This is a genomic window from Martelella radicis (assembly GCF_014196625.1).
In the GTDB taxonomy this organism is placed as follows: Bacteria; Pseudomonadota; Alphaproteobacteria; order Rhizobiales; family Rhizobiaceae; genus Martelella; species Martelella radicis.
In genome coordinates, this window is the sequence record NZ_JACIDZ010000003.1 from 267,775 (window position 1) to 291,125 (window position 23,351).

The 23,351-nt window shown below is 62.2% G+C and carries 24 protein-coding genes; 10 read left to right on the forward strand and 14 right to left on the reverse strand.

The window, feature by feature from the left end:
* Positions 1-122: 122 nt before the first annotated feature.
* Positions 123-434 (forward strand): ATP-dependent Clp protease adapter ClpS, encoded by a 312-nt coding sequence (clpS, locus tag GGR30_RS06925; protein ID WP_183483896.1) that lies wholly within the window; start codon positions 123-125, stop codon positions 432-434.
* Between the two features lie 11 nt (positions 435-445).
* On the opposite strand, the gene pth is transcribed toward clpS, so the two are convergent.
* The 3 genes from pth to GGR30_RS06940 form a co-directional block, all read right to left on the reverse strand.
* A complete protein-coding gene (gene pth / locus GGR30_RS06930) occupies positions 446-1,162 on the reverse strand; it encodes an aminoacyl-tRNA hydrolase (RefSeq protein WP_183483898.1) in 717 nt (238 codons plus the stop codon).
* Between the two features lie 118 nt (positions 1,163-1,280).
* A complete protein-coding gene (locus tag GGR30_RS06935; protein WP_183483900.1) occupies positions 1,281-3,551 on the reverse strand; it encodes a putative bifunctional diguanylate cyclase/phosphodiesterase in 2,271 nt (756 codons plus the stop codon).
* Positions 3,552-3,829: 278 nt separating this feature from the next.
* On the reverse strand, positions 3,830-4,471 hold the full coding sequence (locus tag GGR30_RS06940) for a 50S ribosomal protein L25/general stress protein Ctc (protein ID WP_183483902.1): 642 nt from the start codon (positions 4,469-4,471) through the stop codon (positions 3,830-3,832).
* 282 nt (positions 4,472-4,753) lie between these two features.
* On the opposite strand from GGR30_RS06940, the gene GGR30_RS06945 reads away from it, so the two are divergent.
* A complete protein-coding gene (locus GGR30_RS06945; RefSeq protein ID WP_183483904.1) occupies positions 4,754-6,814 on the forward strand; it encodes a putative bifunctional diguanylate cyclase/phosphodiesterase in 2,061 nt (686 codons plus the stop codon).
* A 98-nt stretch (positions 6,815-6,912) separates the two neighbouring features.
* Positions 6,913-7,296, forward strand: coding sequence for a hypothetical protein (locus GGR30_RS06950; protein WP_183483907.1), 384 nt, complete (start codon positions 6,913-6,915; stop codon positions 7,294-7,296).
* A gap of 78 nt (positions 7,297-7,374) precedes the next feature.
* Here GGR30_RS06950 and GGR30_RS06955 read toward each other — a convergent pair whose 3' ends face one another.
* From GGR30_RS06955 to lgt, 6 genes are all read right to left on the reverse strand, one after another.
* Positions 7,375-8,307: a ribose-phosphate pyrophosphokinase gene (locus GGR30_RS06955; RefSeq protein WP_183483909.1), complete on the reverse strand. Its 933-nt coding sequence runs from the start codon at positions 8,305-8,307 to the stop codon at positions 7,375-7,377.
* Between the two features lie 138 nt (positions 8,308-8,445).
* Positions 8,446-9,297: a hypothetical protein gene (locus GGR30_RS06960; RefSeq protein ID WP_183483911.1), complete on the reverse strand. Its 852-nt coding sequence runs from the start codon at positions 9,295-9,297 to the stop codon at positions 8,446-8,448.
* A 91-nt stretch (positions 9,298-9,388) separates the two neighbouring features.
* Positions 9,389-10,540, reverse strand: a complete 1,152-nt coding sequence (locus GGR30_RS06965; RefSeq protein WP_183483913.1) for a M24 family metallopeptidase — start codon at positions 10,538-10,540, stop codon at positions 9,389-9,391.
* A gap of 45 nt (positions 10,541-10,585) precedes the next feature.
* On the reverse strand, positions 10,586-11,404 hold the full coding sequence (gene pgeF, locus GGR30_RS06970) for a peptidoglycan editing factor PgeF (protein WP_183483915.1): 819 nt from the start codon (positions 11,402-11,404) through the stop codon (positions 10,586-10,588).
* Between the two features lie 54 nt (positions 11,405-11,458).
* Entirely contained in the window at positions 11,459-12,559 is a 1,101-nt protein-coding gene (locus GGR30_RS06975; protein ID WP_183483917.1) for an SAM-dependent methyltransferase, read from the reverse strand.
* Entirely contained in the window at positions 12,556-13,416 is an 861-nt protein-coding gene (gene lgt / locus GGR30_RS06980; protein WP_246413634.1) for a prolipoprotein diacylglyceryl transferase, read from the reverse strand. The genes GGR30_RS06975 and lgt overlap by 4 nt, the downstream gene beginning before the upstream one ends.
* A 180-nt stretch (positions 13,417-13,596) precedes the next feature.
* Between lgt and GGR30_RS06985 the strand changes: the two genes are divergently transcribed.
* The 4 genes from GGR30_RS06985 to GGR30_RS07000 all read left to right on the forward strand — a co-directional run bounded on the left by GGR30_RS06985 (position 13,597) and on the right by GGR30_RS07000 (position 15,933).
* Positions 13,597-13,860, forward strand: coding sequence for an accessory factor UbiK family protein (locus GGR30_RS06985; protein ID WP_183483922.1), 264 nt, complete (start codon positions 13,597-13,599; stop codon positions 13,858-13,860).
* A gap of 407 nt (positions 13,861-14,267) precedes the next feature.
* The gene (locus GGR30_RS06990; protein WP_183483924.1) at positions 14,268-14,768 is read left to right on the forward strand and encodes a type III secretion system chaperone family protein; all 501 of its coding nucleotides are present in this window, start codon (positions 14,268-14,270) and stop codon (positions 14,766-14,768) included.
* Position 14,769: 1 nt separating this feature from the next.
* Positions 14,770-15,591, forward strand: a complete 822-nt coding sequence (gene proC / locus GGR30_RS06995; protein WP_183483926.1) for a pyrroline-5-carboxylate reductase — start codon at positions 14,770-14,772, stop codon at positions 15,589-15,591.
* Positions 15,592-15,933, forward strand: coding sequence for a tRNA-binding protein (locus tag GGR30_RS07000; RefSeq protein WP_183483929.1), 342 nt, complete (start codon positions 15,592-15,594; stop codon positions 15,931-15,933).
* 5 nt (positions 15,934-15,938) lie between these two features.
* Here GGR30_RS07000 and GGR30_RS07005 read toward each other — a convergent pair whose 3' ends face one another.
* From GGR30_RS07005 to GGR30_RS07015, 3 genes are all read right to left on the reverse strand, one after another.
* Entirely contained in the window at positions 15,939-17,285 is a 1,347-nt protein-coding gene (locus GGR30_RS07005) for an ATP-binding protein (RefSeq protein WP_183484109.1), read from the reverse strand.
* A gap of 99 nt (positions 17,286-17,384) precedes the next feature.
* A complete protein-coding gene (locus GGR30_RS07010; RefSeq protein WP_183483931.1) occupies positions 17,385-18,080 on the reverse strand; it encodes a response regulator in 696 nt (231 codons plus the stop codon).
* Positions 18,077-18,583, reverse strand: a complete 507-nt coding sequence (locus GGR30_RS07015; protein WP_183483934.1) for a MarR family winged helix-turn-helix transcriptional regulator — start codon at positions 18,581-18,583, stop codon at positions 18,077-18,079. Before GGR30_RS07015 ends, GGR30_RS07010 begins: the two co-directional genes overlap by 4 nt.
* A gap of 178 nt (positions 18,584-18,761) precedes the next feature.
* On the opposite strand from GGR30_RS07015, the gene GGR30_RS07020 reads away from it, so the two are divergent.
* Positions 18,762-19,409, forward strand: a complete 648-nt coding sequence (locus GGR30_RS07020; protein WP_183483936.1) for an MBL fold metallo-hydrolase — start codon at positions 18,762-18,764, stop codon at positions 19,407-19,409.
* Positions 19,410-19,418: 9 nt separating this feature from the next.
* Here GGR30_RS07020 and purN read toward each other — a convergent pair whose 3' ends face one another.
* Both purN and purM read right to left on the reverse strand, forming a co-directional pair.
* Positions 19,419-20,069: a phosphoribosylglycinamide formyltransferase gene (gene purN, locus GGR30_RS07025; RefSeq protein ID WP_183483939.1), complete on the reverse strand. Its 651-nt coding sequence runs from the start codon at positions 20,067-20,069 to the stop codon at positions 19,419-19,421.
* Entirely contained in the window at positions 20,066-21,157 is a 1,092-nt protein-coding gene (gene purM / locus GGR30_RS07030) for a phosphoribosylformylglycinamidine cyclo-ligase (RefSeq protein ID WP_183483941.1), read from the reverse strand. Before purM ends, purN begins: the two co-directional genes overlap by 4 nt.
* A gap of 338 nt (positions 21,158-21,495) precedes the next feature.
* Here purM and GGR30_RS07035 point away from each other — a divergent pair, with 338 nt between their 5' ends.
* Together GGR30_RS07035 and hdaA are read left to right on the forward strand one after the other, a co-directional pair.
* The gene (locus tag GGR30_RS07035) at positions 21,496-22,623 is read left to right on the forward strand and encodes an AI-2E family transporter (protein WP_183483944.1); all 1,128 of its coding nucleotides are present in this window, start codon (positions 21,496-21,498) and stop codon (positions 22,621-22,623) included.
* Between the two features lie 3 nt (positions 22,624-22,626).
* Positions 22,627-23,313 carry a DnaA regulatory inactivator HdaA gene (gene hdaA, locus GGR30_RS07040; RefSeq protein ID WP_183483946.1) on the forward strand — a complete coding sequence of 229 codons (687 nt, stop codon included), beginning with the start codon at positions 22,627-22,629 and terminating at the stop codon, positions 23,311-23,313.
* Positions 23,314-23,351: the final 38 nt, after the last annotated feature.

The window sequence follows — 23,351 nt, forward strand, 5'->3', positions numbered from 1 at the left end:
AATCGGGCCTTAAAGCGCAAAATAGGGCAATTGCGGTTTGTCAGTTTCTGACATGAACAGTGCGCGCGCGCCGGCCGCTTATTCCTCATTTCGAACGATGACAAGGAATGGACGGGTCAGCCATGAGCGACACGGGCTCCGATACCAAACGCAAGACGACGACCAGGCTGAAGGTCGCCAAGCCGCGTCTTTACAAGGTCATTCTCGTCAATGACGACTTTACCCCGCGCGAATTCGTGCTGGTGATCCTGAAGGCTGTTTTCCGCATGAGTGAGGAACAGGGCTACAACGTCATGATGACCGCCCATCAGAAGGGCAAGTGCGTGGTCGCGGTCTACAGTCGCGATATTGCCGAGACCAAGGCCAAGGAAGCCATCGATCTCGCCAAGCAGGCAGGCTTCCCTCTGATGTTCGTCACCGAGCCGGAGGACTGAGAAGCCGGCTCTCAGTCCTTTTTTCCGCCGAACATCTTCTTCAGCATATCGGCCATCGGGCCGCTCTCGGGCATTTTTTGCTGGCCGCGCTGACGCGCCTTGTGGATATGGGATTGAGCTTTGGGCTTGGCTGCGGGCTTCGGAGCGGGTTTTGCCGAGGTTGTATTGCCGACAAGCGCTATTCTGTTCATGAATTGCGAGTCTTCACCGCGCACGAGAAGGTCGGTGTTTTTGGCAATGCCCTCCAGTAGCGGCTCCAGCCATTCGCTATCGGACCTTGCGAAATTGCCGAGAACGTGGCCGTGGACGCGGGCCTTGTCGCCGGGATGGCCTATGCCGAGGCGCAGGCGCCGGTAGTCCTTGCCGCAATGAGCGTCGATCGATTTGATGCCGTTATGCCCGCCGGAGCCGCCGCCTGTCTTCATCCGTGCCTTGCCGGGGATCAGGTCGAGCTCGTCATAGATGACCAGGAGATCCTCAAGCGAAAGCTTGTAGAAGCGCAGCGCCTCGCCGACGCTTTCGCCGGACAGGTTCATGAAGGTCTGCGGCTTGATCAGGAGTATTTTTTCGCCGGCAATGCTGCCCTCGGAAATCAGGCCCTTGAATTTGGCCGACCATGGCGAAAACCCGTTCTCCTCGGCGATCGCTTCCACGGCCATGAAGCCGATATTGTGCCGGTTGCCGGCATATTGGCCGCCGGGATTGCCGAGACCCGCGATGATGAACATGAATTGCCGTCCCTTGTGAATAGCGGCTCTGTTCCACCGCGTTTGCGCGCGCATGTCAATATCCGCATGAGACGCGGCAGAGCGTCGGAAAGTGCCGTTGTGCCGTATCGTCGGTCGTCTAGACGCGCTTCAGAGCCTCGTGAAGGGGAAGCGGCGGCGCAAACAGGTAGCCCTGACCGTACTGGACCCCGATGGTGAGCACCTGAAGAGACTGCTCCTCATCTTCCACCCCTTCTGCGACCATCGTGCAGTCCATTTTCCGGGCGATCGCAACAATGCCTTCGATCAACCGCCTGCTGCGGGCGGCGAGGGCGGGGTCGCTGTGCGTCAGCCCCTTGGTGAAGGTCTGGTCGATCTTGATCGTGTCGACGTGAAAACGGGTTAGATAGGCAAGAGAGGAGTAACCCGTGCCGAAATCATCGAGCGCGATCCTGCATCCCATCTCCTTCAGCCTGCGCAGGCTTTCGGAGATGCGGTCATTATCCTCCATGAAAACCGCCTCGGTGATCTCGACCGTGAGCCGGCTGGCATCGATGCCGTAGGCCGCAAGCTCCCGCTCCATGAAAGCGACCTTGTCAGGCGTAAGCTGAACCGGAGATAGATTGACGGTGATATGAAGGCGGTCGTCTCCGCGTTTCCTGCTGAGCGCGCAAAGACCCGACAGCGCCTTGGAAAACAACTGCCGGCCGGCATGATCGATCCACTTGGTTTCTTCCGCTACGGCGATGAATTCGCCGGGGGGGATCAGGCCCTTTTCCGGATGATTAAGGCGCATCAGGGCCTCGAAACCGATGATCTGGCCGCTCGCGAGACAGGTTATTGGCTGGAAGCTGGGTTCGAAGAGATTTTCCTCAACCCCGCGCAGAATGTCGGCCTCCGTCTCCGTCCGCTTCTTGCGGCTTGCAAGCATCTGCGGCTCGAAGACCCGGATGCCGTTGCCGCCTTCTGCCTTGCGCGATGTCGCGGCAATGGCTGCGAACCGGATGAGGTCGTCGGCATCGGCTGCGTCCTCGGGAAAATGCGCGATCCCGATGCTGGCGGTGACGGTAATGGCGGCCGGACCAACCAGGAACGGTTCGGCGGTCGTTGCGTGAACCGCGTCCGCGATCGACCGGGCCGTTATTGCCGCATCCGGTCCGACAACGGCGATGGCGAATTCATCGCCTCCGAGCCGGGCCGAAAGCGCCGCCTTCTGCAAGGCTTGGTTGGAGCGTTTGACAAACGCGCGCAGCAGTTCCTCTCCTGCGCTATAGCCGTGGTGATCATTGATGGATTTGAAGCGGTCGAGGTCGATGACCAGACAGGCGAGGCTGCTTTCCGGCGCAGCATCTGAAACAAGGCTGGCAAGCATCTTCTCGAAGCCGACCCGGTTGGCAAGGCCCGTGAGATAATCGGAAAATTCGGCCGTCACCGGCTTGCCCGACAAACCCGTCAACTCCGAGATGTCCTGGGTCACGGCGAGCGTGAAGGTCTCGCCCTCCGGCGTCGACACGGCGGTAGCCGCAAACCAGACGTCCGAAGCCGTTCCATCGGCGTGCCGGAACCTCAACGTCCCCTTCTGCGGCCGGCGTTCGGTGCGCATGTCAGCGAGGCGTTTTGTAATCATGTCGCGGTCCGGGTCGACGATGAAGTCAGCGATGTCAGCGCCGCTGACCGCCTCGCGCCGATAACCGCCTCGCGCGAGCCATGCCGCACTGGCCGCCACCAGCCGACCCTCGTCGGAGATCAGGCTGGCCATGTGGGTTTCGCTCTCGAACAGGTGTCCGAACGGTGGGGCGGTTTCCTTTTGCGAAATGGAGAAAATACCTTTCGGCAGCAGTCCGCTGTCGTCGCCCGGCATTCCGGCCGTCTCTCTCGGCTGAACGGATTTTGGCGCAGGGCGTGGCCCGAACGTGCGGGCAAGGCGCCAGGTCACCCAGAAAAGAAAGATCGTGGCCACCAGCGCGGCAATGCTCATCAGCCAGAAACCGACGCCTGCCGCCGTCCGGTTGGAAAAATAAAGCCGGATGAGCCCGATCTGTTCGTCGCCGCTTGCCGGATCGGCAAGAAGCGGACGTGTCAGGGAGGCGAGGCTGCCGTCAATGTTCTCGTCTGCCAGTGCCAGTTCGAGCGCACCCGTCCGGTCGCGGATTTCCAGCTTTTCTATTTCCGGCGAGCTCTTGATCGCGGCGGCGATCGTCTCGATTGCCGTGTAATCGGCGGCGGTCAGCGAGATCGCCAGCGCCGGCGCGCTGATCTCGGCGAGTTGGGCTATGTTGCGGGAGAGCTGAAGACGGTCAGTTTCGATGTTCCAGAGCGAATAAAGGGAGACGATCAGCAGAGCCAGGCTTGTGACGCAGGCGCCTGCCAGGGCGATCAGAACGTCTTTGTGGGATCGCAGACTGATCATGTGCTCGTACGTGGTCCCTTCTCCACGCTCAATACCGATATTGTGGATGATCCGGCGAAGGCCGGCAAAACGTAAGTTTTGGCTTCCGAATAACATGCATGCTTTTTATCCGGCCTGCAATAAGAAACCCCTAACGGAGCGGCTTGAACGGAGGGAGATGCGAACGGCCGGCGGCGCCGTGGGAGTGGAAATGCAATCACAGATCGCGCCGGAAAGAAAACGAAAAAGCCGCGGGCTCTCCCGCGGCTTGATGCATGCTGCCTTTACGCCGCAGCGTCTTATTCTTCCGAAGCTTCGCCTTCGTCCTCTGCGACTTCCGCTTCCTCGGCCTCGTCCTGCTCGGACTTCAGGCCCGCCGGAGCGGCGATCGTGGCGATGGTGAAGTCGCGGTCGGTGATGACCGGAGTCACGTTCGCCGGAAGGTTCACTGCCGATATGTGGATCGATTCGCCGACATTGACGGGTGCAAGGTCAACCGTGATGCTGTCGGGAATGGCGTTTGCCGGGCAGTGGAACTCGACTTCGTGGCGGACGATGTTGAGCACGCCACCCTTCTTGATGCCGGGGCAGGTTTCTTCATTGATGAAGTGGACCGGAACGGCAACCGTGACGATGCTCTTCTCGGAGACCCGCAGGAAGTCGACATGCATGACGAAGTCGCGGACCGGATCGAGCTGGTAGTCCTTCGGCAGGACCATGTACTTATCCTTGCCAACCTCGATCGTGAAGGTCGTGGTCATGAAGCCGCCGTCGAAGATGCGCTTGGTCACTTCCTTGCGGGAGACCGCGATCGAAACCGGGGCTTTCTTGTCGCCGTAGATGACGGCAGGCACCAGACCGTTGCGGCGCAGTTCGCGGGAGGACCCCTTACCGACCCGTTCGCGCGCTTCGGCCGTGAGCAGAGAGCTTTTGTCGCTCATGGCATTTCCTTTCAGGTTATATGGAGCGTTATGTCGGCAGCCATTCTGCCGCCAAAACGGAGGGACAAGCCCTCATTCGCGCTGCCTCCAAGGGTGTCTGCGCGAACGGGGTGGCTATATAGGAGGCGCCTGCAAAAGGCAAGAGCGGAGCGCGCAGTGGTCCGCTTTGACGTCACAGGCGTGTTACGACCGGCGTTTTTTACTGTTCCGGCCTGATCCAACGCGCTACTAATATTCGCAATAGAGCTTTTTTATCAGGGCTTCGTGGCCCGGAGGGACTGTTTGGACGCGCTCATTTCATGCCTTACGGTGGACCACACGCACCGGTCGATTGCGGCAGCGCTGTTCGTCGCCTTCGTGGGATGTTATCTGGCAGTCAGCCTTGTCGGGCGCGTCCGGCTCCTGCCACTGGTACATTCCTGGCTGTGGCTGATACTGGCCGGCATTGTCGGCGGCATGACCATCTGGTGCACGCATTTCATCGCGATGCTGGGCTACAACCTCAGTCTGCCGCATTCCTTCGACCCGTTCATGACCTTCCTCTCGCTCGGCGCGGCGATCGCCGCCACCACGTTTGGCATGCTCATTGTCTGCAGCGGCGGCAAGACGCTCCTTGTGGAAGCCGGCGGTCTGGTCTTCGGTCTCGGCATCGGGCTGATGCATTTCATCGGCATGGCCGGTTACAATGTGCCGGCTCAGTTCGTCTGGTCTTCGGACTATGTTGCTGCGTCGCTCATTCTCGGCGCAGTTGTCGGTCTGGCCTCCAGTTCGGCTGCCAACCGGATACACCGACGTTTCAACAAGGCGCTTGCATCGGCTCTGGTCGTGCTCGCCATCTTTGCCGTTCACATGGTCAGCCTTGCTGGTCTCACGGTGGTTCCCGACGGCACGATCCAGATGCCGGGAACGGGCCTGCAGCCACAGACGATGACTTTCTTTGCCGCCCAGGCTGCGGGCATGGTGATGGTGCTTGGCCTCGGACTTTTGATGCTGGACGCGAAGAACAGGGAAATCGTCTCTTCCCAGCTTCACCGCGCCAGCGCGCATGACGCGCTTACCGGGCTGCCGAACCGGCGGGCGCTGATCGAGGAACTGCAGAGGACCCTCGACGAGACACGGGGCGAGTTACCCTTCGCCGTTGGTTTTCTCGACATCAAGGGTTTCAAGGAAATCAACGTCGTGCACGGGAACGCCGCAGGAGATCATATTCTGGGAACGATCGCCCAGAGCCTGATCGGCGTCTTGCCCGGCGATGCCTTCATCGCGCGCGCCGGCAATGACGAGTTCGCCGTGCTCCTGCGTGGCTACAGGTATCGTCAGGACGTCCTGAAGGTCTGTCGTCGGGTGATGCATGAAATTTCCCGTCCGATCGACTGGAACGGGAACGGAATAGAAATCGTCGTGCATGCCGGTTGTGCGCTTTCGCCGGCGGATGGGCGCATAGCTGATGAACTGGTGGCCCGGGTCGATGCCGCCCTGCTGCGCGCCAAGCGCGGCAAGGCCGGTGAACTTGCCTTCTATGACAACGAGCTGGACCACGGCGAGCGGCAGATGAATGCGCTGGCGCTGGACATGCGGCGCGCGCTGGAAGATGGGGAGTTCCGCCTTTTCTATCAGCAGCAGCATCTGACCGAAGACCGGACGATCTTCGGCTTTGAAGTCCTGCTGCGGTGGTTCCACAGGGATCACGGGCTCATCCCACCGGATGATTTCATCCCGCTTGCCGAAAAGACCGGTTTCATTTCAACGCTCGGCGAATGGGTGCTGCGCGAGGCCTGCGCGGATGCGGTCGGCTGGAAGCAGCCCTATCAGGTCGGCGTCAACGTTGCCGCCCAGCAGCTCGCCGATCTGCATTTTCCCGAAAAGGTGGCGGATATTCTCAGGCAGACCGGGCTCCCCGCCGATCGTCTGGAACTTGAGTTTACCGAAAGCGGTATTGTCGAAAACGTCCACAGGGCACACGAAACCTTCACGCGGCTGAAGGCGCTCGGCGTCAAGATCGCCATGGATGATTTCGGAACAGGCTATTCGTCGCTTGCAACCTTGCAGCAGTTTCCCTTCAACAAGATCAAGATCGACCGGTCCTTCGTCTCCGGACTGCCGCAGGATACGCTGTCGGCGGCGATTGTCCGTTCGACCGTGATCATCGGCAAGAGCCTTGGATTGCGTGTGCTGGCCGAAGGCGTGGAAACCGAGGAGCAACTCGAATTCCTGAGACGGGAAGGCTGTCCGCGGGCCCAGGGCTATTATTTCGGCAAGCCCAAACCGCGCGACGAGATCGAGGATATTGTCAATGACGATGGCGTCTTCGGCGAACCGGACAGCGAAATGGCTGCGCATTAGCCGAAGGCGGCGGTGCGGGCTCATCGGGCGGCGCAACGCGTCCCGGTTCATGCTTCTCGGCGAAAACGCCGTCTGGAGGAAGGGGCGAGGGAAGTTTCATGACACTCAGTGTCAAAGATGCGCTGGATGCCTTTCAGGCGCAGAACAATGCCGCCGACAAGCTGTGGGCGTATTTCTCGGCCGTGAGCCTGGCCGTGGCGGGCTATGTGATTTCCTACAGCAGCGGCGACGGTTTTAGCACGGCGCGCGTGGCGGCGGTTGCCGGCGCCTATGCGATTTTCTGCATCAACAACAATATGGCTCTCGGCGCGGCGCAAACCTTGCTCGCGAGCCTTGCGCAGGCGGCTCGCGACAGCGGAGCGGCCAATGACGTGGCCCTGGATATTAAAGTGTTGAGCTGCAGGGCCGTGCGTTGGGGCCAGGGCTTCATGTCCTTGGCAGTCTTCATCGGCATTTTGGTCTTCGGGCACGTCTTCATCTAGCGCTCTTCGCTGGCTGGCGCAAACGCAGTGGACAGCCCACCGGGGAGGCGGAACCCGGCTTCGCGATCGACCGAAATCTCAGTCAAACAGGCTCGAGACGGAGGATTCGTGGCTCGTTCTGTTGATTGCCTCGCCGATCAGCGCCGCCGTGGAGATCACGCGGATATTGCTGGCGGCTACCATTTCCCCGCGCGGCTGGATCGAGTCGGTAATCACCAGTTCCTCAAGCTTCGAAGAGCTGATGCGCTGGGCAGCGGAGCCGGAGAGAACGCCGTGGGTGATGTAGGCGGTCACCGAGAGCGCGCCGTTGTTCAACAGCGCTTCGGCGGCGTTACAGAGGGTGCCGCCGGAATCGACGATATCGTCGATCAGGATGCATTCCTTGCCCTCGACCTCGCCGATGATGTTCATCACCTCGGATTCGCCCGGACGCTCGCGCCGCTTGTCGACGATGGCGAGAAGACAGTCGAGCCGCTTGGCGAGCGCGCGGGCGCGCACCACGCCGCCGACATCGGGCGAAACCACCATGACGTTTTCGAGGTTGCGCCGCGCCTTGATGTCGCGGGCAAGGATCGGCAGAGCGTAGAGATTGTCTGTCGGGATATCGAAGAAGCCCTGGATCTGGCCGGCATGAAGATCAAGCGTCATCACGCGGTTGGCGCCGGCCTGGGTGATCAGGTTGGCGACGAGCTTGGCCGAGATCGGGGTGCGCGGGCCGGGCTTGCGGTCTTGCCTGGCATAGCCGAAATAGGGAAGGACCGCCGTGATGCGCCGCGCCGAGGAGCGCCGGAACGCATCGATCATGATCAGCAGTTCCATCAGGTGGTCATTGGTCGGAAAAGACGTCGACTGGACGACGAAAACGTCCTCGCCGCGCACATTTTCCTGGATTTCCACGAAGATTTCCTGATCGGCGAACCGTCTGACGCTCGCTTTGCCCATCGGAACATTGAGATAGTTGCAGATCGCTTCGGCAAGCTGTCGATTGGAATTGCCCGCGAAAACCTTCATGTCATACCGCCCGTTGCGTCTTCCTGCCCGCTTTTTAACCGGCTTGCCGGTGATTGCAAGGCGGTTGTTACGCTCTTGTGACGGTTTCAACCGACTTTCCCGTTTTGTCCTCCGCCGGGAACCGGGAAGGGGAGCGTCTCAACCCTGGCTGTCGAGCCAGGCAAGCAGCGAGCCGACCGTCTTCTGGCCGACGCTCGCCATCATCTCGGGCGACACGCCATCCCACGGGTCGCTGCCGGAAAAATCGCTGTCGGGGGAGGGTTCGCTGCCCTGGATGCGGTGGAGGCGCAGGCCATCCTCCCCGATCACGTCCCAGACATAGACGACGGAGACGCGCCCATCATCGTCCACGACGGAAAAATAGCCCTTGAGGGCGAGATCGGCTGTCGTCTGCCCCATCGGCACGATGGTGAGACCGGCCGCGCGTACGCTGTCGCCGAGCCGTGCTGAGAGCGGCTCGAGCTTGTCGGACGGCGCGCCGATGATCGGCAGGAAGCGCACCGACTGGTAGGCGGCGGCTGCCTGCGGCTGGTTTGCAGGCGGTGCTGCGGCGATCTGCTGAGTGGTTGCGGCCTGTTGCGCCGGGAGCTGTTGCGCGGCTGACGGCTGCGCGGCGGCTGTCTTTGCCGGCGGTGCTGCGGCCTGTCGGGGAGTTGCCGTGGTTGGGGGTTGAGCGGCGGCCGTCGGCGTCTGGCCAAGCTGTTCTGCCTGCTGGCCGAAGGTGGAGGGCGCGCGGCCTCGTCCGGGCGTGGCGTCAAGCGTGGTGGCGGCGGCGGACGCTGTCGTCTGGCCGCCGTAGGATGGCGCTGCCGGGGCGGCGAGGTTCTGGCGGGCGACGTTTCCCTGCGGCGCGGCGGCGACCGGCGGCGGGGCCTGCGTGGTCTGATAGGCTGGCGCGTTGACAGGAGCGGGCGGCGTTGACGAAACCGTCATCACGTCGCTGGCGGAACAGGCGGCAAGCAAGCCCGCAGCAATGAAAATGCTTGCCATCCGCATCATCTGACCACGCCCTTTCCGTTGAAAATGCTTGTGATTTTCGGGAGAGGGCGCGGTCTTGTCAAACGCTCGCGGCGATCATGCTTTATTTTGTGTAAAGGTCGAGGCTGAGTCTGGAAAGCGGCCTGGGGTCGCCCTCGCCGGTCAGGTAGGTCCGGCCGAGCGTCATTGCCGTTCCGCTGTCTGAATCCATGATGATGATGTGCACGAACAGCGACATGGACGGCAGGATCGGGTTGGGGTTTCCGGCATGGAACATCTGGTGCTCCATCCAGGACGGCGCGAACCGCGCGCCCAGCGAATAACCGCAGGCATTCAGCCGATGGCGCGACAGGCCGCGGGCATCCATGATCTCCGCGTGCTTGTCGAAGACATCGCCGAAACTGTGGCCCGGCCTCAGCAATTGCTCGATTGCCTCGAGCGTCGCTTTTGCCGCGCCGAACAGCGCGTGGTGGCGGTCGCTTGGCTCGCCGATCACCAGCGTGCGCATTGCCGCGACGTGATACTGTCCCGATACGCCCGCCCATTCGAGCGTCAGCTGGTCGTTCTCCGAGAGCTTGCGCCGGCCCGATTTGGCGCGGCAGAGGAGGGCGCTCTCGCCCGAGCCGATGACGAAATTGTTGGCCGGATAGTCGCCGCCGCCGGCAAGCACCGCGCCCTGCATGGCGGCAAGGATTTCGGCTTCGTCGGCGCCGGGCTTGACCAGCGGCAGGGCCGCGTCAAAGGCATCGTCGCACAGCGTTGCGGCCTTCTCGATGAAGGTGATCTCGGCCGGGCTCTTGATCAGCCGCAGATTGGAGACGAGGTAGGAGGCATCTTCAAGCTGGCAGAAGCTTGACAGTTGCTGGTCAAGCAAATGGGCGGAGCGCCCGGTCATGCCGTGGGTATCGTATTCGACGCCGATGCGGCAGCCGAGCAGATCGAGATCGGCCAGCATCTCCTTCAGGTCGCGGCTCGGATCCGTCTGGCCGCGATCGACCCAGATGCGGATGTCGGAGATATTGGATGTCTGGCGCGCCTGGCGAACATCGGCCGAGCGGGTCAGTAGCGTCATCTTGCCGTCGGCCGTCACCGCCAGGCACTGGAAGAAGACGAAACCGAACGTGTCGTACCCCGTCAGCCAGTACATGCTCTCCTGCGCGAACAGAAGAACGGCATCGAGCTTCTTGGCGGCCATCGCGCTCTTCAGCCGTGTCAGCCTGTCGGCATATTCCTCGTTGTCAAAGATCAGCGCCATATCTGTCTCCCCGGGCGTGCTGGGCACGCGATTGACGTTTCGGGCTCATGAAGCCGCTATCGAGATCGCCGAGATCTGGCGGCCGTAATCCGGCTCGCCGCGATGCGTTGATCGGCGATAGGAAAAGAAGTCCTGCTCTTTCTCATAGGTGCATTGGCCCATGATGTCGTGCGCGATACCGGCACGGTCAAGCCGGAGGCCAATGAAGCCGGCGAGATCGAACAGGGCGTGGCCTTCCTTTCCGGAAGGCGAAAAGAAGCGGGAAAAAGCTTTGTCTTCCTCGGTGAAGCGGGCGACGAATTCCGGTCCGACTTCATAGGCGCGCCTTCCGATGCACGGACCAAGGCATGCGCTGATCGTCTCGCGGCGTGCGCCAAGCTTCATCATCACCGCAAGGGTTGCCTCGAGAACGCCGCCGAGCGCGCCGCGCCAGCCCGCATGGGCGGCAGCGATGACGCCGGTCGCGGGGTCTGCAAACAGAACCGGGCCGCAATCGGCGGTCAGCACGCCGAGGACGAGGCCCGGCGTTCTCGTCACCAGCGCGTCGGCGCGCGGCCGTTCGCCGGAAAACGGAGCCTCCACGGCAATCGCCTCGGCCGAATGGCACTGATGGAGATTGACGAGACGGGTGGCGTCTTGGCCGAACCAGCCGGAGACGCGCGCGCGGTTTTCCGCAACGTCTTCGGCCCGGTCGTCGGAGCCTGCACCGCAATTGAGGCTCTCGTAAATGCCGGAGGATACGCCGCCCCGGCGCGCGAAGAAACCGTGACGCAATCCCGTTCCGGCAAGCCGCGCGGAAAGCAGCGGGCTTTGGACCGGGGCAAGGGCGGCGTCGATCTCGGCTCTCTGGCCGGGCTGGGGCATGGGGTTATCCTGTCTCGCGTTTTGGCGGATGGTGGTGCGCGCGAAGCGTATTTGTCAATCCTCGCCGTCAAAGGGAATGAGCGGCAAGGCCTGGTGAGAAACGCACAATACCTTGAAAAGGTTGCCCATTTCGCTCTCCCCTTCGCCAGCGAGCCGGCGGGCGGCTGCGACGATCTGCTGCTGGGTGGCGAGATCCTTGCCACGGCCGAGGGCGGAGGCGCGCGGCCCGAGCCCGAGCCCGGCCAGAAACGCGCCCTGCATCATCATCTTGTGGACATGAAGCCCTTCCTGAAGGGCGACTGCGGCAAGGGCGGCGAAATCCACATGGCTCGTCAGGTCCGCCTCGCCCGGATGGGCAAGCGGCGGGTCGAAGGCGTGGTTGCGGATTGCCTGCAGCGTGTCGCCGAAACCGCTTTCGAGGTGGCCGTAATCGATGATCAGCGCGCTGCCGCCGGTTACCTTCAACCGATCGGCGAGCCGCGCCATCAGCGCTTCGCGCGCCGGCGCGGTCTCGAAGATAGCACCATCGGGTTGGGCCTGCCAGCCTGCGGGAAGCGAGCCCGGATCGAGCTTCGCCGGGGAGATGCCGAAGCAAAGCGCGCCGTCATCGTCGAGCGTGGCCACGCGCTCGAACAGACCTGATTTCGCCTTGACGAACTGGCGCGTGGCGATGGCATCGAAAAGCTCATTGGCGACGAACAGGGTGAAGCCTTCCGGCGCCTCGGCAAGGTCGTCGACCCAGCCGGTCTTGTCGCGGTGCCGCTCGAGCGTCTCGGCCTGATGGGCGCGCAGGGCAGGGCTCGTCTCCATGAGGACGACGGAAAGCCCCGAATAGAAGTCCGGCGCAACCTTGGAGACGACATTCAGGATGTCCGCCATCATTGTTCCGCGCCCCGGTCCGCCCTCGATCAGCACCGTTTTCTCCGGCGCGCCGTGGCGTTGCCAGGCCTGCACCAGGAAGATGCCGATGAGCTCGCCGAAAAGCTGGGAAATTTCCGGCGCCGTGGTGAAGTCGCCGGCGCGGCCCAGCGGGTCGCGGGTGATGTAGTAACCATGTTCGGGATCGGCCAGGCACAGGTTGAAATAGGTGCTGACCGGCATTGGTCCGCCGGTCTCGATCATCGCCCGGATCTTTTCGCCAAGCGGGGTGGTCACGACGGCCTTTCCGTGCCGTTGCGCCTTGCCATGCGGCCGGAATACCAGATGCCCCAGAGCCCGATGAGCAGCATCGGCGTCGACAGCACCATGCCCATGGTCAGCCAGCCGCCGAAGAGATAGCCGAGCTGCGGATCCGGCTCGCGGAAGAATTCGACAAAGATGCGCGACAAGGCGTAAAAGCAGATGAAAAGGCTGGCCGTCAGGCCCGGGCGTTTCAGCGTGCGGAAGACCTGGGTCGCGACAAGCAGGATGACAAGCGTCACAAGGCCTTCCAGCCCGGCCTCATAGAGCTGGCTCGGATGGCGCGGAAGCGGGCCGGCGCCGGGAAAGACCACGGCCCAGGGCACGTCGCTTGCCCTTCCCCAGAGTTCGGCATTGATGAAATTGGCGATCCGCCCGAAGAACAGGCCCACCGGCGTGACCGTGGCGATCAGGTCGAGCAGCGACCAGGTCCTGATGCCGTGCTTGCGGGAGAAGAGGATCATCACCGTGATCATCCCGATCAGTCCGCCATGGAACGACATGCCGCCGTCCCAGACCTTGACGATCGTCAGCGGATGGGAAAGGAAAAATCCGGGAGCATAGAACAGGGCATAGCCGAGCCTGCCGCCGATGATGATGCCGAGCACCGACCAGGTGATGAAGTCGTCGAGCCGCGTCAGCGTCATCGGCTGCTTGCCGCCCGGCCAGAGCGCTTCCCTCCTCAACAGCCAACGGGCATAGAGCCAGCCGAGTAGAATACCCGCGACATAGGCGAGCCCGTACCAGTGGACTTGCAAGGGACCCAGTTTGACCGCGACCGGATCGATGGCGGGAAAGGGTATGGCGGCAAGCTTGATATTGTCTGGAAGCAAGGCGTGAATTCCTCTATGGTCGGCGGGAAGATGGCGGCATAATGCGGTCCGGTCAAGCTGCCGCGGGTTCGGGTGCATGCACATTCGTTACGAGCGGGCTTGCGCCTTCAAGGCGGGCCCATTACCTGAAGGGCAGGCACCCAGAAAAGTGCGTCCCGGCATTTCCAAGGAGAAACCGACATGACATCCGGCACCACGCGTATCCTCGATGATCTCGCCAAGCTGATGACCGATGCCGCGGGCTCGGTTCAAAGCGCCGGCAAGGACCTCGAAACGGCCGTGAAAGCGCAGGTCGAGCGCTGGCTGAACAGCATGGACGTCGTTCAGCGCGAGGAATTCGATGCCGTGCGCGACATGGCGATCAAGGCTCGCGATGAAAACGACGAGTTGCGCGCCCGCATCGACGCGCTTGAGGCGAAGCTGGGCGAGAAGGCCGGGGAATAACCCACCCGTCCGCATCGCCGGCCCCCCAGAGAAACATCAAGAGCAGGTCTCATCGAGGCCTGCTTTTTTGTTGATCGAGGCCGCGCTGTCACCCGGGCCCGGCGCAAAAGGGTCCGGAACCGTTGTGCCGGCAGTCTTTCCAAGACTTCCCCCAAAAAAAATCCTGCCTGTGGACATGGTTAAAAAAGGCAATTCACTGAATCATTTAGGTCTTGGCCCTGAATCATTTTGCTAACGCGAAAATGACAGATGACGGGAAAGCAGCTTGCGGGGGGCTGGTGTTGGAGAATGCGCGTTATACACTGATTTTAATAGATGATTCGAAATGGAGCCCGGCACGTGCGTCGCGGGGAGGCTGGTCAGGCGATTGGCCGGAGCCGGCGACGGGTGAACGGAAAAGGTGGTTTATGGGTCTTGGTCTTTTGGAAATTGAACGTCTGAACAATCCGGTCGACATGATCGAGTTCGTGGCTTCCACGAATGACTGGAGTTTCGAGCGTTCCGGCGAGGACGAGATCGCGATGACGGTCGGCGGCCGTTGGGCTGACTATCACGTCTCCTTCTCGTGGATGAGCCAGCACGAGGCGCTGCACCTTGCCTGTGCCTTCGACCTGCGCGTGCCTGACCACCGGACGACCGAGCTTGTGCGCCTGCTGTCGCGCGTCAATTCCCAGGTCCTGATGGGGCATTTCGACTTTTGGCCTCACGAGAATGTAGTGGTTTTCCGTCACTCGCTGCTTCTGGCAGGCGGCGCAGAGCCGACTAATCAGCAGGTCGAGGGCACGCTTTCCAACGGGCTCGATGCGTGCGAGAACTATTTTCAGGCCTTTCAGTTCGTCGTCTGGTCCGGCATGTCGGCGGAAGACGCGATGAAGGCAGTGTTGTTCGAAACGGTTGGAGAGGCCTGATATGGCAGACCTCAGCGAAATCGAGGGGCTGGTTCTCGTGGGAGCCGGCAATATGGGCGGCGCGATGCTTTCGGGCTGGGTCGCAGGCGGGGTTCGCCGCGAGGCGATCACCGTGATCGATCCAAACCCTTCCAACAGCATCAAGAGCCTTCTGGACCGCAGCGGTATCCGCCATCATGTGGCGCCCCCGGACAATATCAAGGCCAAAATACTGGTTCTCGCCGTCAAGCCGCAGGTCATGTATGCCGTGCTCGACACGCTGGCGCCGGTGATTGACGAGGACACGCTGGTCATCTCCGTCGCCGCCGGAAAGACGCTTTCCTATTTCGAGGAGCGGCTCGGCAAGCTGGCGATGATCCGCACGATTCCCAACACGCCTTCCATGGTTGGCCGCGGCGTCATCGGCGCCTTCGCCAACGGCCTTGTCAGCGAACCGGCGCGCGAAGAGGCGGATATGCTTCTTTCGGCTGTCGGCCAGGTCGAATGGGTCGAGAAGGAAGCCGACATCGACGCCGTCACCGCGATCTCCGGCAGCGGGCCGGCCTATGCCTTCTATCTGGTGGAATGCATGGCGGAAGCCGGTCGCAAGCTCGGGCTTGACGAGGATCTTGCCATGCGGCTTGCGCGCGGCACGGTGATCGGCGCGGGCGCGCTGATGGACGGCTCGAAGGATGATGCCGGAACGCTGCGCAAGAATGTCACGTCGCCCGGCGGCACGACGGCGGCAGCGCTTGAGCACCTGATGGCCGAGGACGGTCTTCAGCCGGTCTTCGACCGGGCGCTTGAGGCCGCCTGCAAACGATCGCGCGAACTGGCGGGCTGAATGACGGACGAGATCACCTTTGACGATTTCCTGAAGGTCGACATCCGCGCCGGCACCATCATCGAGGCGGAGACCTTTCCGCAGGCCCGCAAGCCGGCCTACAAGCTGAAGATCGATTTCGGCCCTGATATCGGCGTGAAAAAGTCCTCTGCTCAGATCACCGTGCATTATACCCCCGAAACCCTTGTCGGTCGGCAGGTGATGGCGGTTGTCAACTTCCCGCCGCGCCAGATCGGCCCCTTCCGCTCGGAAGTGCTGACGCTCGGCATGGCCGACGAAAATGGCGATGTCATTCTTGCGTCAATCGACAAGCCGGTCGAAAACGGCGCGAAGCTTCACTGAACAAGTCAGCATGGAATGTGGATGGTTGCCCTGAGCCCGCCAAGCGGGCTTTCCGACAACACCACATTGCCGCCATGTCCGCGCGCGATGTCGCGGGCAATGGCAAGGCCAAGACCTGTACCGGAAGAATCGAGGTTGCGGGCATTGTCGAGCCTCAGGAACGGCTTGAACACTTCCTCGCGCATGTCCGGAGCAATGCCCGGCCCGTCATCGTCAAAGGAGATCGTCAGCCATTTATCGCCGTGCTCGGCGGTGATTTCGAGCCGGTTTGCGTGGCGCTTGGCGTTTGAAGCCAGGTTGGCGACGAGCCGTGCGAAGGCATTGGGCCGCACCGTCACCGCATCATCGCCGACGATGACATAATGCAGTGATTTGCCGGAAAGCTCGAAATCCTCCTGCTGGCGCCTGAACAGTGCCGAAAGGCTTGCCGTTCCGGTGATCTCCTCGGCGTCGCCGCGGGCAAAATCGATATAGCCCTCCAGCATCTTCTGCATCTCTTCGATATCCTGATTGAGCGCTTCGACCTCGGGACTGTCGCCGATCAGGGCGAGTTGCAGCTTGAACCGCGTCAGAATGGTGCGCAGATCGTGGCTGACGCCATTCAGCATGGTGGTGCGCTGCTCGATCTGGCGCTCGATGCGTTCGCGCATCAGGATGAAGGCGAGACCGGCGCGGCGGATTTCGATCGCCCCGCGCGGGGTGAAGGGGCGCGACGAGCGGTTGCCCTTGCCGAAATCCTCGGCTGCCTGTGTCAGTCTGAGGATCGGGCGGATCTGCCCGCGCAGGAAAAGCGTGGCAATGCCGATCAGCACCAGCGAAGTGCCGACCATCCACAGGATGAAGATATGCGTGTTCGACGCATAGGTCATCGAGCGGCGGGCGAAGATCCGCAAAATGCCATCATCGAGCTTGATGCGGATCTCGACGAAGCGCGAGTCGCCAAGCGTATCGATCCAGAAGGGGCGGCCGATCTTGGCCGAAATCAGCTCGGCCAAGACCTGGTCCAGAAGCCCGAAGAAAGGCTTGGGCAGGGGCGGGGGCAGCTTGCCGCCAGGCTCGATCGCAACCCGGAGGCCCATATCGCGGGCTGCAATCGAGATGATCTCGTCCTGATAATCGGTATCGGTCGTTTCGATAAGGTCGATGATGGCGGCGATATCGCCGGTCACCGCATCGGCGAGGCGATGGGTGACCATCTGCCAGTGACGCTCCATGAAGACCGTGGCGACGACGGCCTGCAGCAGCAGCATCGGAATGATGATGATCAACAGCGAGCGGGCGAACAGGCCGCGCGGCAGCCGGTGATGCGTCCATCGGGCCACCGTCTTGTAGGCGTAGTAAAGGTGACGCAGACCGGGAAGCCTGACAACGGTGCGAAAGGCCCTGCGCAGACCGTCGGCGACAGTCTCGCAAATATCCGTCAGACTTTGTCCGAGGTGTCTCAAGGCCAGCTAGTCCCGGTTCAGCCGATAGCCGATGCCGCGCACCGTCTGCAGGTAGCGCGGATTGGCCGGATCGCTCTCGATCTTGCGCCTCAGCCGGTTGATCTGCACGTCGATCGTTCGTTCGTTGATCTCGGCATCGGAACTGACGAGGTCGTAGCGCGCAACGGTCTCGCCCGCCTTTTCCGCCAGCATCGACATGATGTCCTGTTCCCGCTCGGTGAGGCGGATCGGCGTTGCGCCCATCTTCAACTCGCGGCGGGCAAGCGAAAACGTGTAGGGACCGAACATGATCTGCTCGATCGCCGGCGTCTTCGGCCCCTGGGACCGGCGCAGGATGTTGCTGATTCTGAGCAGAAGTTCGCGCGGCTCGAACGGCTTGGCGAGATAGTCGTCCGCGCCGGCCTCCAACCCTTCGATCCGGGCGTCGGCCTCGGCCTTGGCGGTCAGAAGCAGGACCGGGATCGGCCGAAGCTGGCTCAGATCTCGGGTCAGCGACACGCCGTCTTCGCCGGGCATCATCACGTCCAGAACAAGAAGGTCGAAATCGAGGCCCTCGAGCTTGCGGCGCGCTTCGCCAGCGTCGCCGGCGGTCGAGACCCGGTAGCCCTGTTCGCCGAGATAGCGCTTCAGAAGCGTACGGATGCGGGTGTCGTCGTCGACGATCAGAAGGTGAGGCGCGTCGTCTGCGATTTCCCTGGTCATGGCTCTTTTCCGTCATTGGCTGAGAGCAGGGCGCCGCAAAACGCGGTCGGGTCGTCATTGCACATCCGCGACAGGAAGTCTTTCACGGCCGCCCGCTCGCTCTCCCCGAGGCCGCTGAAAGCCTTCGCAATGCGTTCCAACTGTGGGGCAAGAAGCTGCTGGCGCAGGTCCTCTCCCTTTTGCGAAAGAAACAGGCGACGCTGGCGGCGATCTTCGGGTCCGGTGGTCTGGCGCACATAGCCCGCGTCGATCAGTTGCTTGAGCACCCGAGCGAGGCTCTGCTTGGTAATGCCCAGCGTATCGAGCAAGTCGGCGACGCTCATGCCGGGGCGGCTGCCGACGAAATGGACCACGCGGTGGTGGGCGCGGCCAAAGCCGATGTCTTGCAGGATTGCATCCGGATCGGAAATGAAATCGCGGTAGGCAAAAAACAGCAGCTCGACGATCTCGAATTCCGCCTGACCGTCATCGCGGACCGGATCGGCCAGATTGTCGCTTCTCATCGCTTCACTCTTGGGCACGAAAGCCTTGCATCCTTTCGCCGTTTCGCATGTCCCGTCAGGCTTGGGGGTTTTGCAATCAAATCAAGTCTGACATAGGTGTTGCATTAGGTTTAGTGCGGTTCACCACGAAATGGAAGCCGCAGCGGCGGATCGGAAAAACGGGAGACATTTTCACACCATGGCACAGCTTCAGGCCGGGATCATTCCCGTCACACCCTTGCAGCAGAACTGCACCGTGATGTTCGACCTGGAAAGTCGGGAAGGTGTCCTGGTCGATCCGGGCGGGGACGCCGAAGTCATCATCCAGACGATCGAGGAAAACGGCATCAAGCTGCAGGCGATCTGGCTGACGCACGGCCATCTCGACCACGCTGGCGGCGCGATGGAGATGAAGGAGCAGCTCGGGCTCGAAATCATCGGCCCGCACGAAGACGACAAGCCGATCCTAGAGACGATCGAACAGAGCGCGGAGCGCTTCGGCATGACCGGCATGGTCCGCAACGCCTATCCCGACCGGTTCCTTACGGAGGGCGAGACGCTAAGCTTCGGCGAGCATGAATTCGAGGTGTTCCATACGCCCGGCCATTCGCCGGGCCATGTGATCTTCTTCAACCGCCGCCAGAAATTCGCCCATGTCGGCGATGTGCTGTTTCACGGTTCGATCGGCCGCACCGACCTGCCGGGCGGCGATCACCAGACATTGCTGAATTCGATCCGCACCAAGCTTCTGCCGCTCGGTGACGATGTCGGCTTCATCTGCGGCCACGGGCCGGGCGGGCGCATCGGCGAGGAGCGGCGCACCAATCCGTTCATTCAGGGGCTATGAGAGGGCCTGCTAGCCCGCAACGATCGTCTGGTCTCGGCCAAAACCGGCATCACCGGAAAACACGGCTTCGCCGGCTTCCATCAGCACATCTCCTGCCGCCAATCGGCTGAGCGCGGTCGGATAGAGCCGGTGCTCGACAGTCAGGATGCGCGCGGCGAGGCTTTCCGCATCATCGCCGGGCAGAATCGGCACGGCGGCCTGTCCGATGATCGGACCCTCATCCATGCCTTCGGTGACGAAATGAACCGTGCAGCCTGCAAGCCGCATGCCGGCGTCGATGGCGCGCTGGTGGGTATTGAGGCCCGGAAAAAGCGGCAGCAGCGAGGGGTGGATATTGATGATCCGCCCTTCATAGGCGCGAATGAAATCGGCGGAGAGCAACCGCATGAAACCGGCAAGGCAGATGAAATCCGGCTCTATGTCTGCGAGCAGATCCAGCATGGCCCGCTCATGCGCGGCCTTGCCGTCATAATCCTTGCGGGCAAGCGCATAGGCCGGAATGCCGAGCGCGCGGGCCTTGTCCAGCCCTTTCGCATCGGGCTTGTCGGAGATCACGGCGACGATTTCGGCCGGATAGTCATCCGCTTGCGCCGCCTCGGCGAGCCGCACCATGTTCGAGCCGCTTCCGGAGATGAAAACGGCGACGCGCTTCTTCGTCATAGGTTGATCATGCCCTTGTAGACCGTGCCGGCCATGTCTTCGCCGCGGGCAATGATGCGGCCGAGCGCGAAGGCCGTCTCGCCCTCGCGCGCCAGAACTTCGAGCACTGCGTCAAGGTCTTCCGGCTTGCACACGCCGATCATGCCGACGCCGCAGTTGAAGGTGCGCATCATTTCCGCAGGCGCGACGCCGCCGGCGCGCGCCAGCCAGGAGAAGACGGACGGCACGGTAATCGCCTCGAGGTCGATCTCGGCCGACAAGGTCTTCGGCAGGACGCGCGGTATATTTTCCGGGAAGCCGCCGCCGGTGATATGGGCCAGCGCCTTCACCGCACCAGTCTCGCGGATGGCGGCAAGAAGCGGCTTCACATAGATGCGGGTCGGCTCAAGCAGAGCCTCGCCGAGCGTCTTGCCCGGGGCGAAGGGGGCGGGAGCCTGCCAGCCGAGCCCGTTCATCTCGGCAACGCGGCGAACCAGCGAAAAACCGTTGGAATGCACGCCGGAGGAGGCAAGGCCGAAGATCACATCGCCCTCCTCCAGATTTGCCGCCGGCAGAAGCGCGCCGCGTTCGGCCGCGCCCACGGCGAAACCCGCGAGGTCATAGTCGCCCTTGGCATACATGCCCGGCATTTCCGCCGTCTCGCCGCCGATCAGCGCGCAGCCGGCCTGGCGGCAGCCCTCGGCGATCCCCTCGACGATGGTCGCGCCCTCTTCCGGGTCGAGCGCGCCGGTGGCAAAGTAATCGAGGAAGAACAGTGGCTCCGCGCCCTGGACCACCAGATCGTTGACGCACATGGCGACCAGATCGATGCCGACCGTATCATGCTTGCCCGCCTCGATGGCGATCTTCAGCTTGGTGCCGACGCCGTCATTGGCGGCAACCAGGACCGGATCGGAAAAACCGGCGGCCTTCAGGTCGAACAACCCGCCGAAGCCGCCGATCTCGCTGTCGGCTCCGGGCCGGCGCGTCGATTTAACGGCAGGTTTGATCTTCTCGACCAGAAGATTGCCTGCATCGATATCGACGCCGGCATCGGAATAGGTCAGTCCGTTCTTGCGGGTTTCGCTCGTCTTACGGGGGTCGCTCATGGGGCCAGTCCTCATGCCAATTCGAAACGAGGGCATTGCACGGGTCGTTGCCCGATGCAAGCGGCAAGGCCGGGCGCCCTTTGGGATATCGACAATAAAGCCAGTTGTTGAAGCCCGAAAGCAAGCTTCTCCGGGCGATTTGCGTCAGTGGATATCGGGGAGGGGATTGTTTCCCCCTATTCTTCGGCCTTGACGCTGCGGGCGCAATGCCCAACAAACAAAGCGCGCCGGTTATCCCCGAATTGTCCGAGACAGGGGGCGGCCGGACGAGGTTTGATCAACAGGACCGGCGTTCGCTTTCTCAGGAAGCGAGCATTGCCTGCGACGGAGTGTGGTGAATGACGAGACGCATCAGCGGCGCAGGCCTCAGAAGACAAGTGATTTTCTGGCTGTTGTTCGCAGCCTTCGTGGCGCTCTTTCTTTATGTGTTCCGCAGCATTCTGCTGCCGTTCGTGGCCGGCATGGCGCTTGCCTATTTCCTCGATCCGATCGCCGACCGACTTGAAAAGCTTGGTTTCAACCGGCTGTGGGCGACAACCACGATTATGCTGACCTTCCTGATCGTCGTGATCGCCGTTCTTCTGCTCATCATCCCGCTACTCGTCGTGCAGGCCTCCGATGTGGTCCAGCAGTTCCCGAAATATATTGCGGCGCTGGAGCACTATGTGCAGACGACGCAGTTGAGCAAGCTGGTGGACTGGGCGAATGGCCAGCTGACCGATCTCAGCGAGAATGTCGGGAAGATGCTCTCAAGCGGCGCCTCCATCGCCGGCACGCTGTTCGGCAGCATCTGGAGCTCGTCGATGGCGGTGGTCAACGTCGTCTCCTTCGTGGTGCTGGCGCCGGTGATCGCCTTCTACCTGCTGCTCGACTGGGACCGGATGATCGCCAAGGTCGACCAGTGGATCCCGCGCGGCCAGGTTGACGACGTGCGCTATCTGGCGCGCGAGATCAACGCTGTGATCTCCGGTTTCGTGCGCGGGCAGGGCTCGCTCTGCCTGATCCTCGGCGTCTATTACGCCGTGGCGCTCAGCCTGGCGGGACTGAATTTCGGCGCGTTGATCGGGCTGTTTGCCGGTTTCGTCAGCTTCATCCCTTATCTTGGTTCCACCTCCGGCCTCGTCCTGTCCATGGGCGTGGCGATGTTTCAGTTCTGGCCCGATTTCTGGATGATCGCGCTGGTCTTCGGTATCTATCTGTTCGGCCAGTTTCTCGAAGGCAATGTCCTGCAGCCGAAGCTTGTCGGCGGCAGCGTGCGGCTTCATCCGGTCTGGCTGATGTTTGCCCTGTTTGCCTTCAGCGTGCTGTTCGGCTTCGTCGGCCTGCTCGTCGCCGTGCCGGTTGCCGCCGCCGTCGGCGTTCTGGTGCGCTTTGCCATCGACCGCTATCTCACGAGCGATCTCTACTGGGACGGGATCGAGCACCATAGCGACGAACCGACGCCGGTGAAGGAAGAAGAAAGCTGAGCCGTGGCCAGGAAGACCGAAACCGTGCAGCTGCCGCTTGCCCTTGGCCATGACCCCGTCGCGGACCGGGAGCACCTTCTCGTCTCCGCCTCGATCGCGCCCGCCGTCGATCTCGTCGATCGCTGGCCGGACTGGCGCGCGCCGGTGGTCGTGCTGGTCGGCCCGCCGGGCTCCGGAAAGAGCCACCTCGCGGCCATCTGGAAAGGCGTGAGCCAGGCGCGGGACGTGACCGACAATCTGCGCAACGGCCGGCCCGTGCCCTATCGTCAGGGCGCCTTCCTGTTCGAGGACGCCGACCGCGCGGGACTCGATGAGACCGCGCTCTTCCACCTGATCAACACGGTGCGCCAGAACGGCGGCAGCCTGCTGATCACCGCGCGTGACCTGCCCGGCCTCTGGCCCGTTACGCTTGCCGATCTGCGCTCGCGGCTGCAGGCGGCGACGGTGGTCGAAATCGGCGCGCCGGACGATCAGCTTCTCGAGCAGGTCATCTTCAAGCTGTTCGCCGACCGGCAACTAGAGGTGGATCATCGCGTCGTGTCCTACCTTGTCTCGCGCATGGAGCGCTCGCTGGACAGCGCCTGCCAGATCGTCGATGAGATCGACCGGCTCGCGCTTTCGCGCGGGCGGCGGATTACGCGCGCACTGGCCGCCGAGGTTCTTGCTCGGCGCGAAAATGCAACAGTGTAAACGGCTCGTCATTGCACCCGCGAAAAACACGAGCGCGT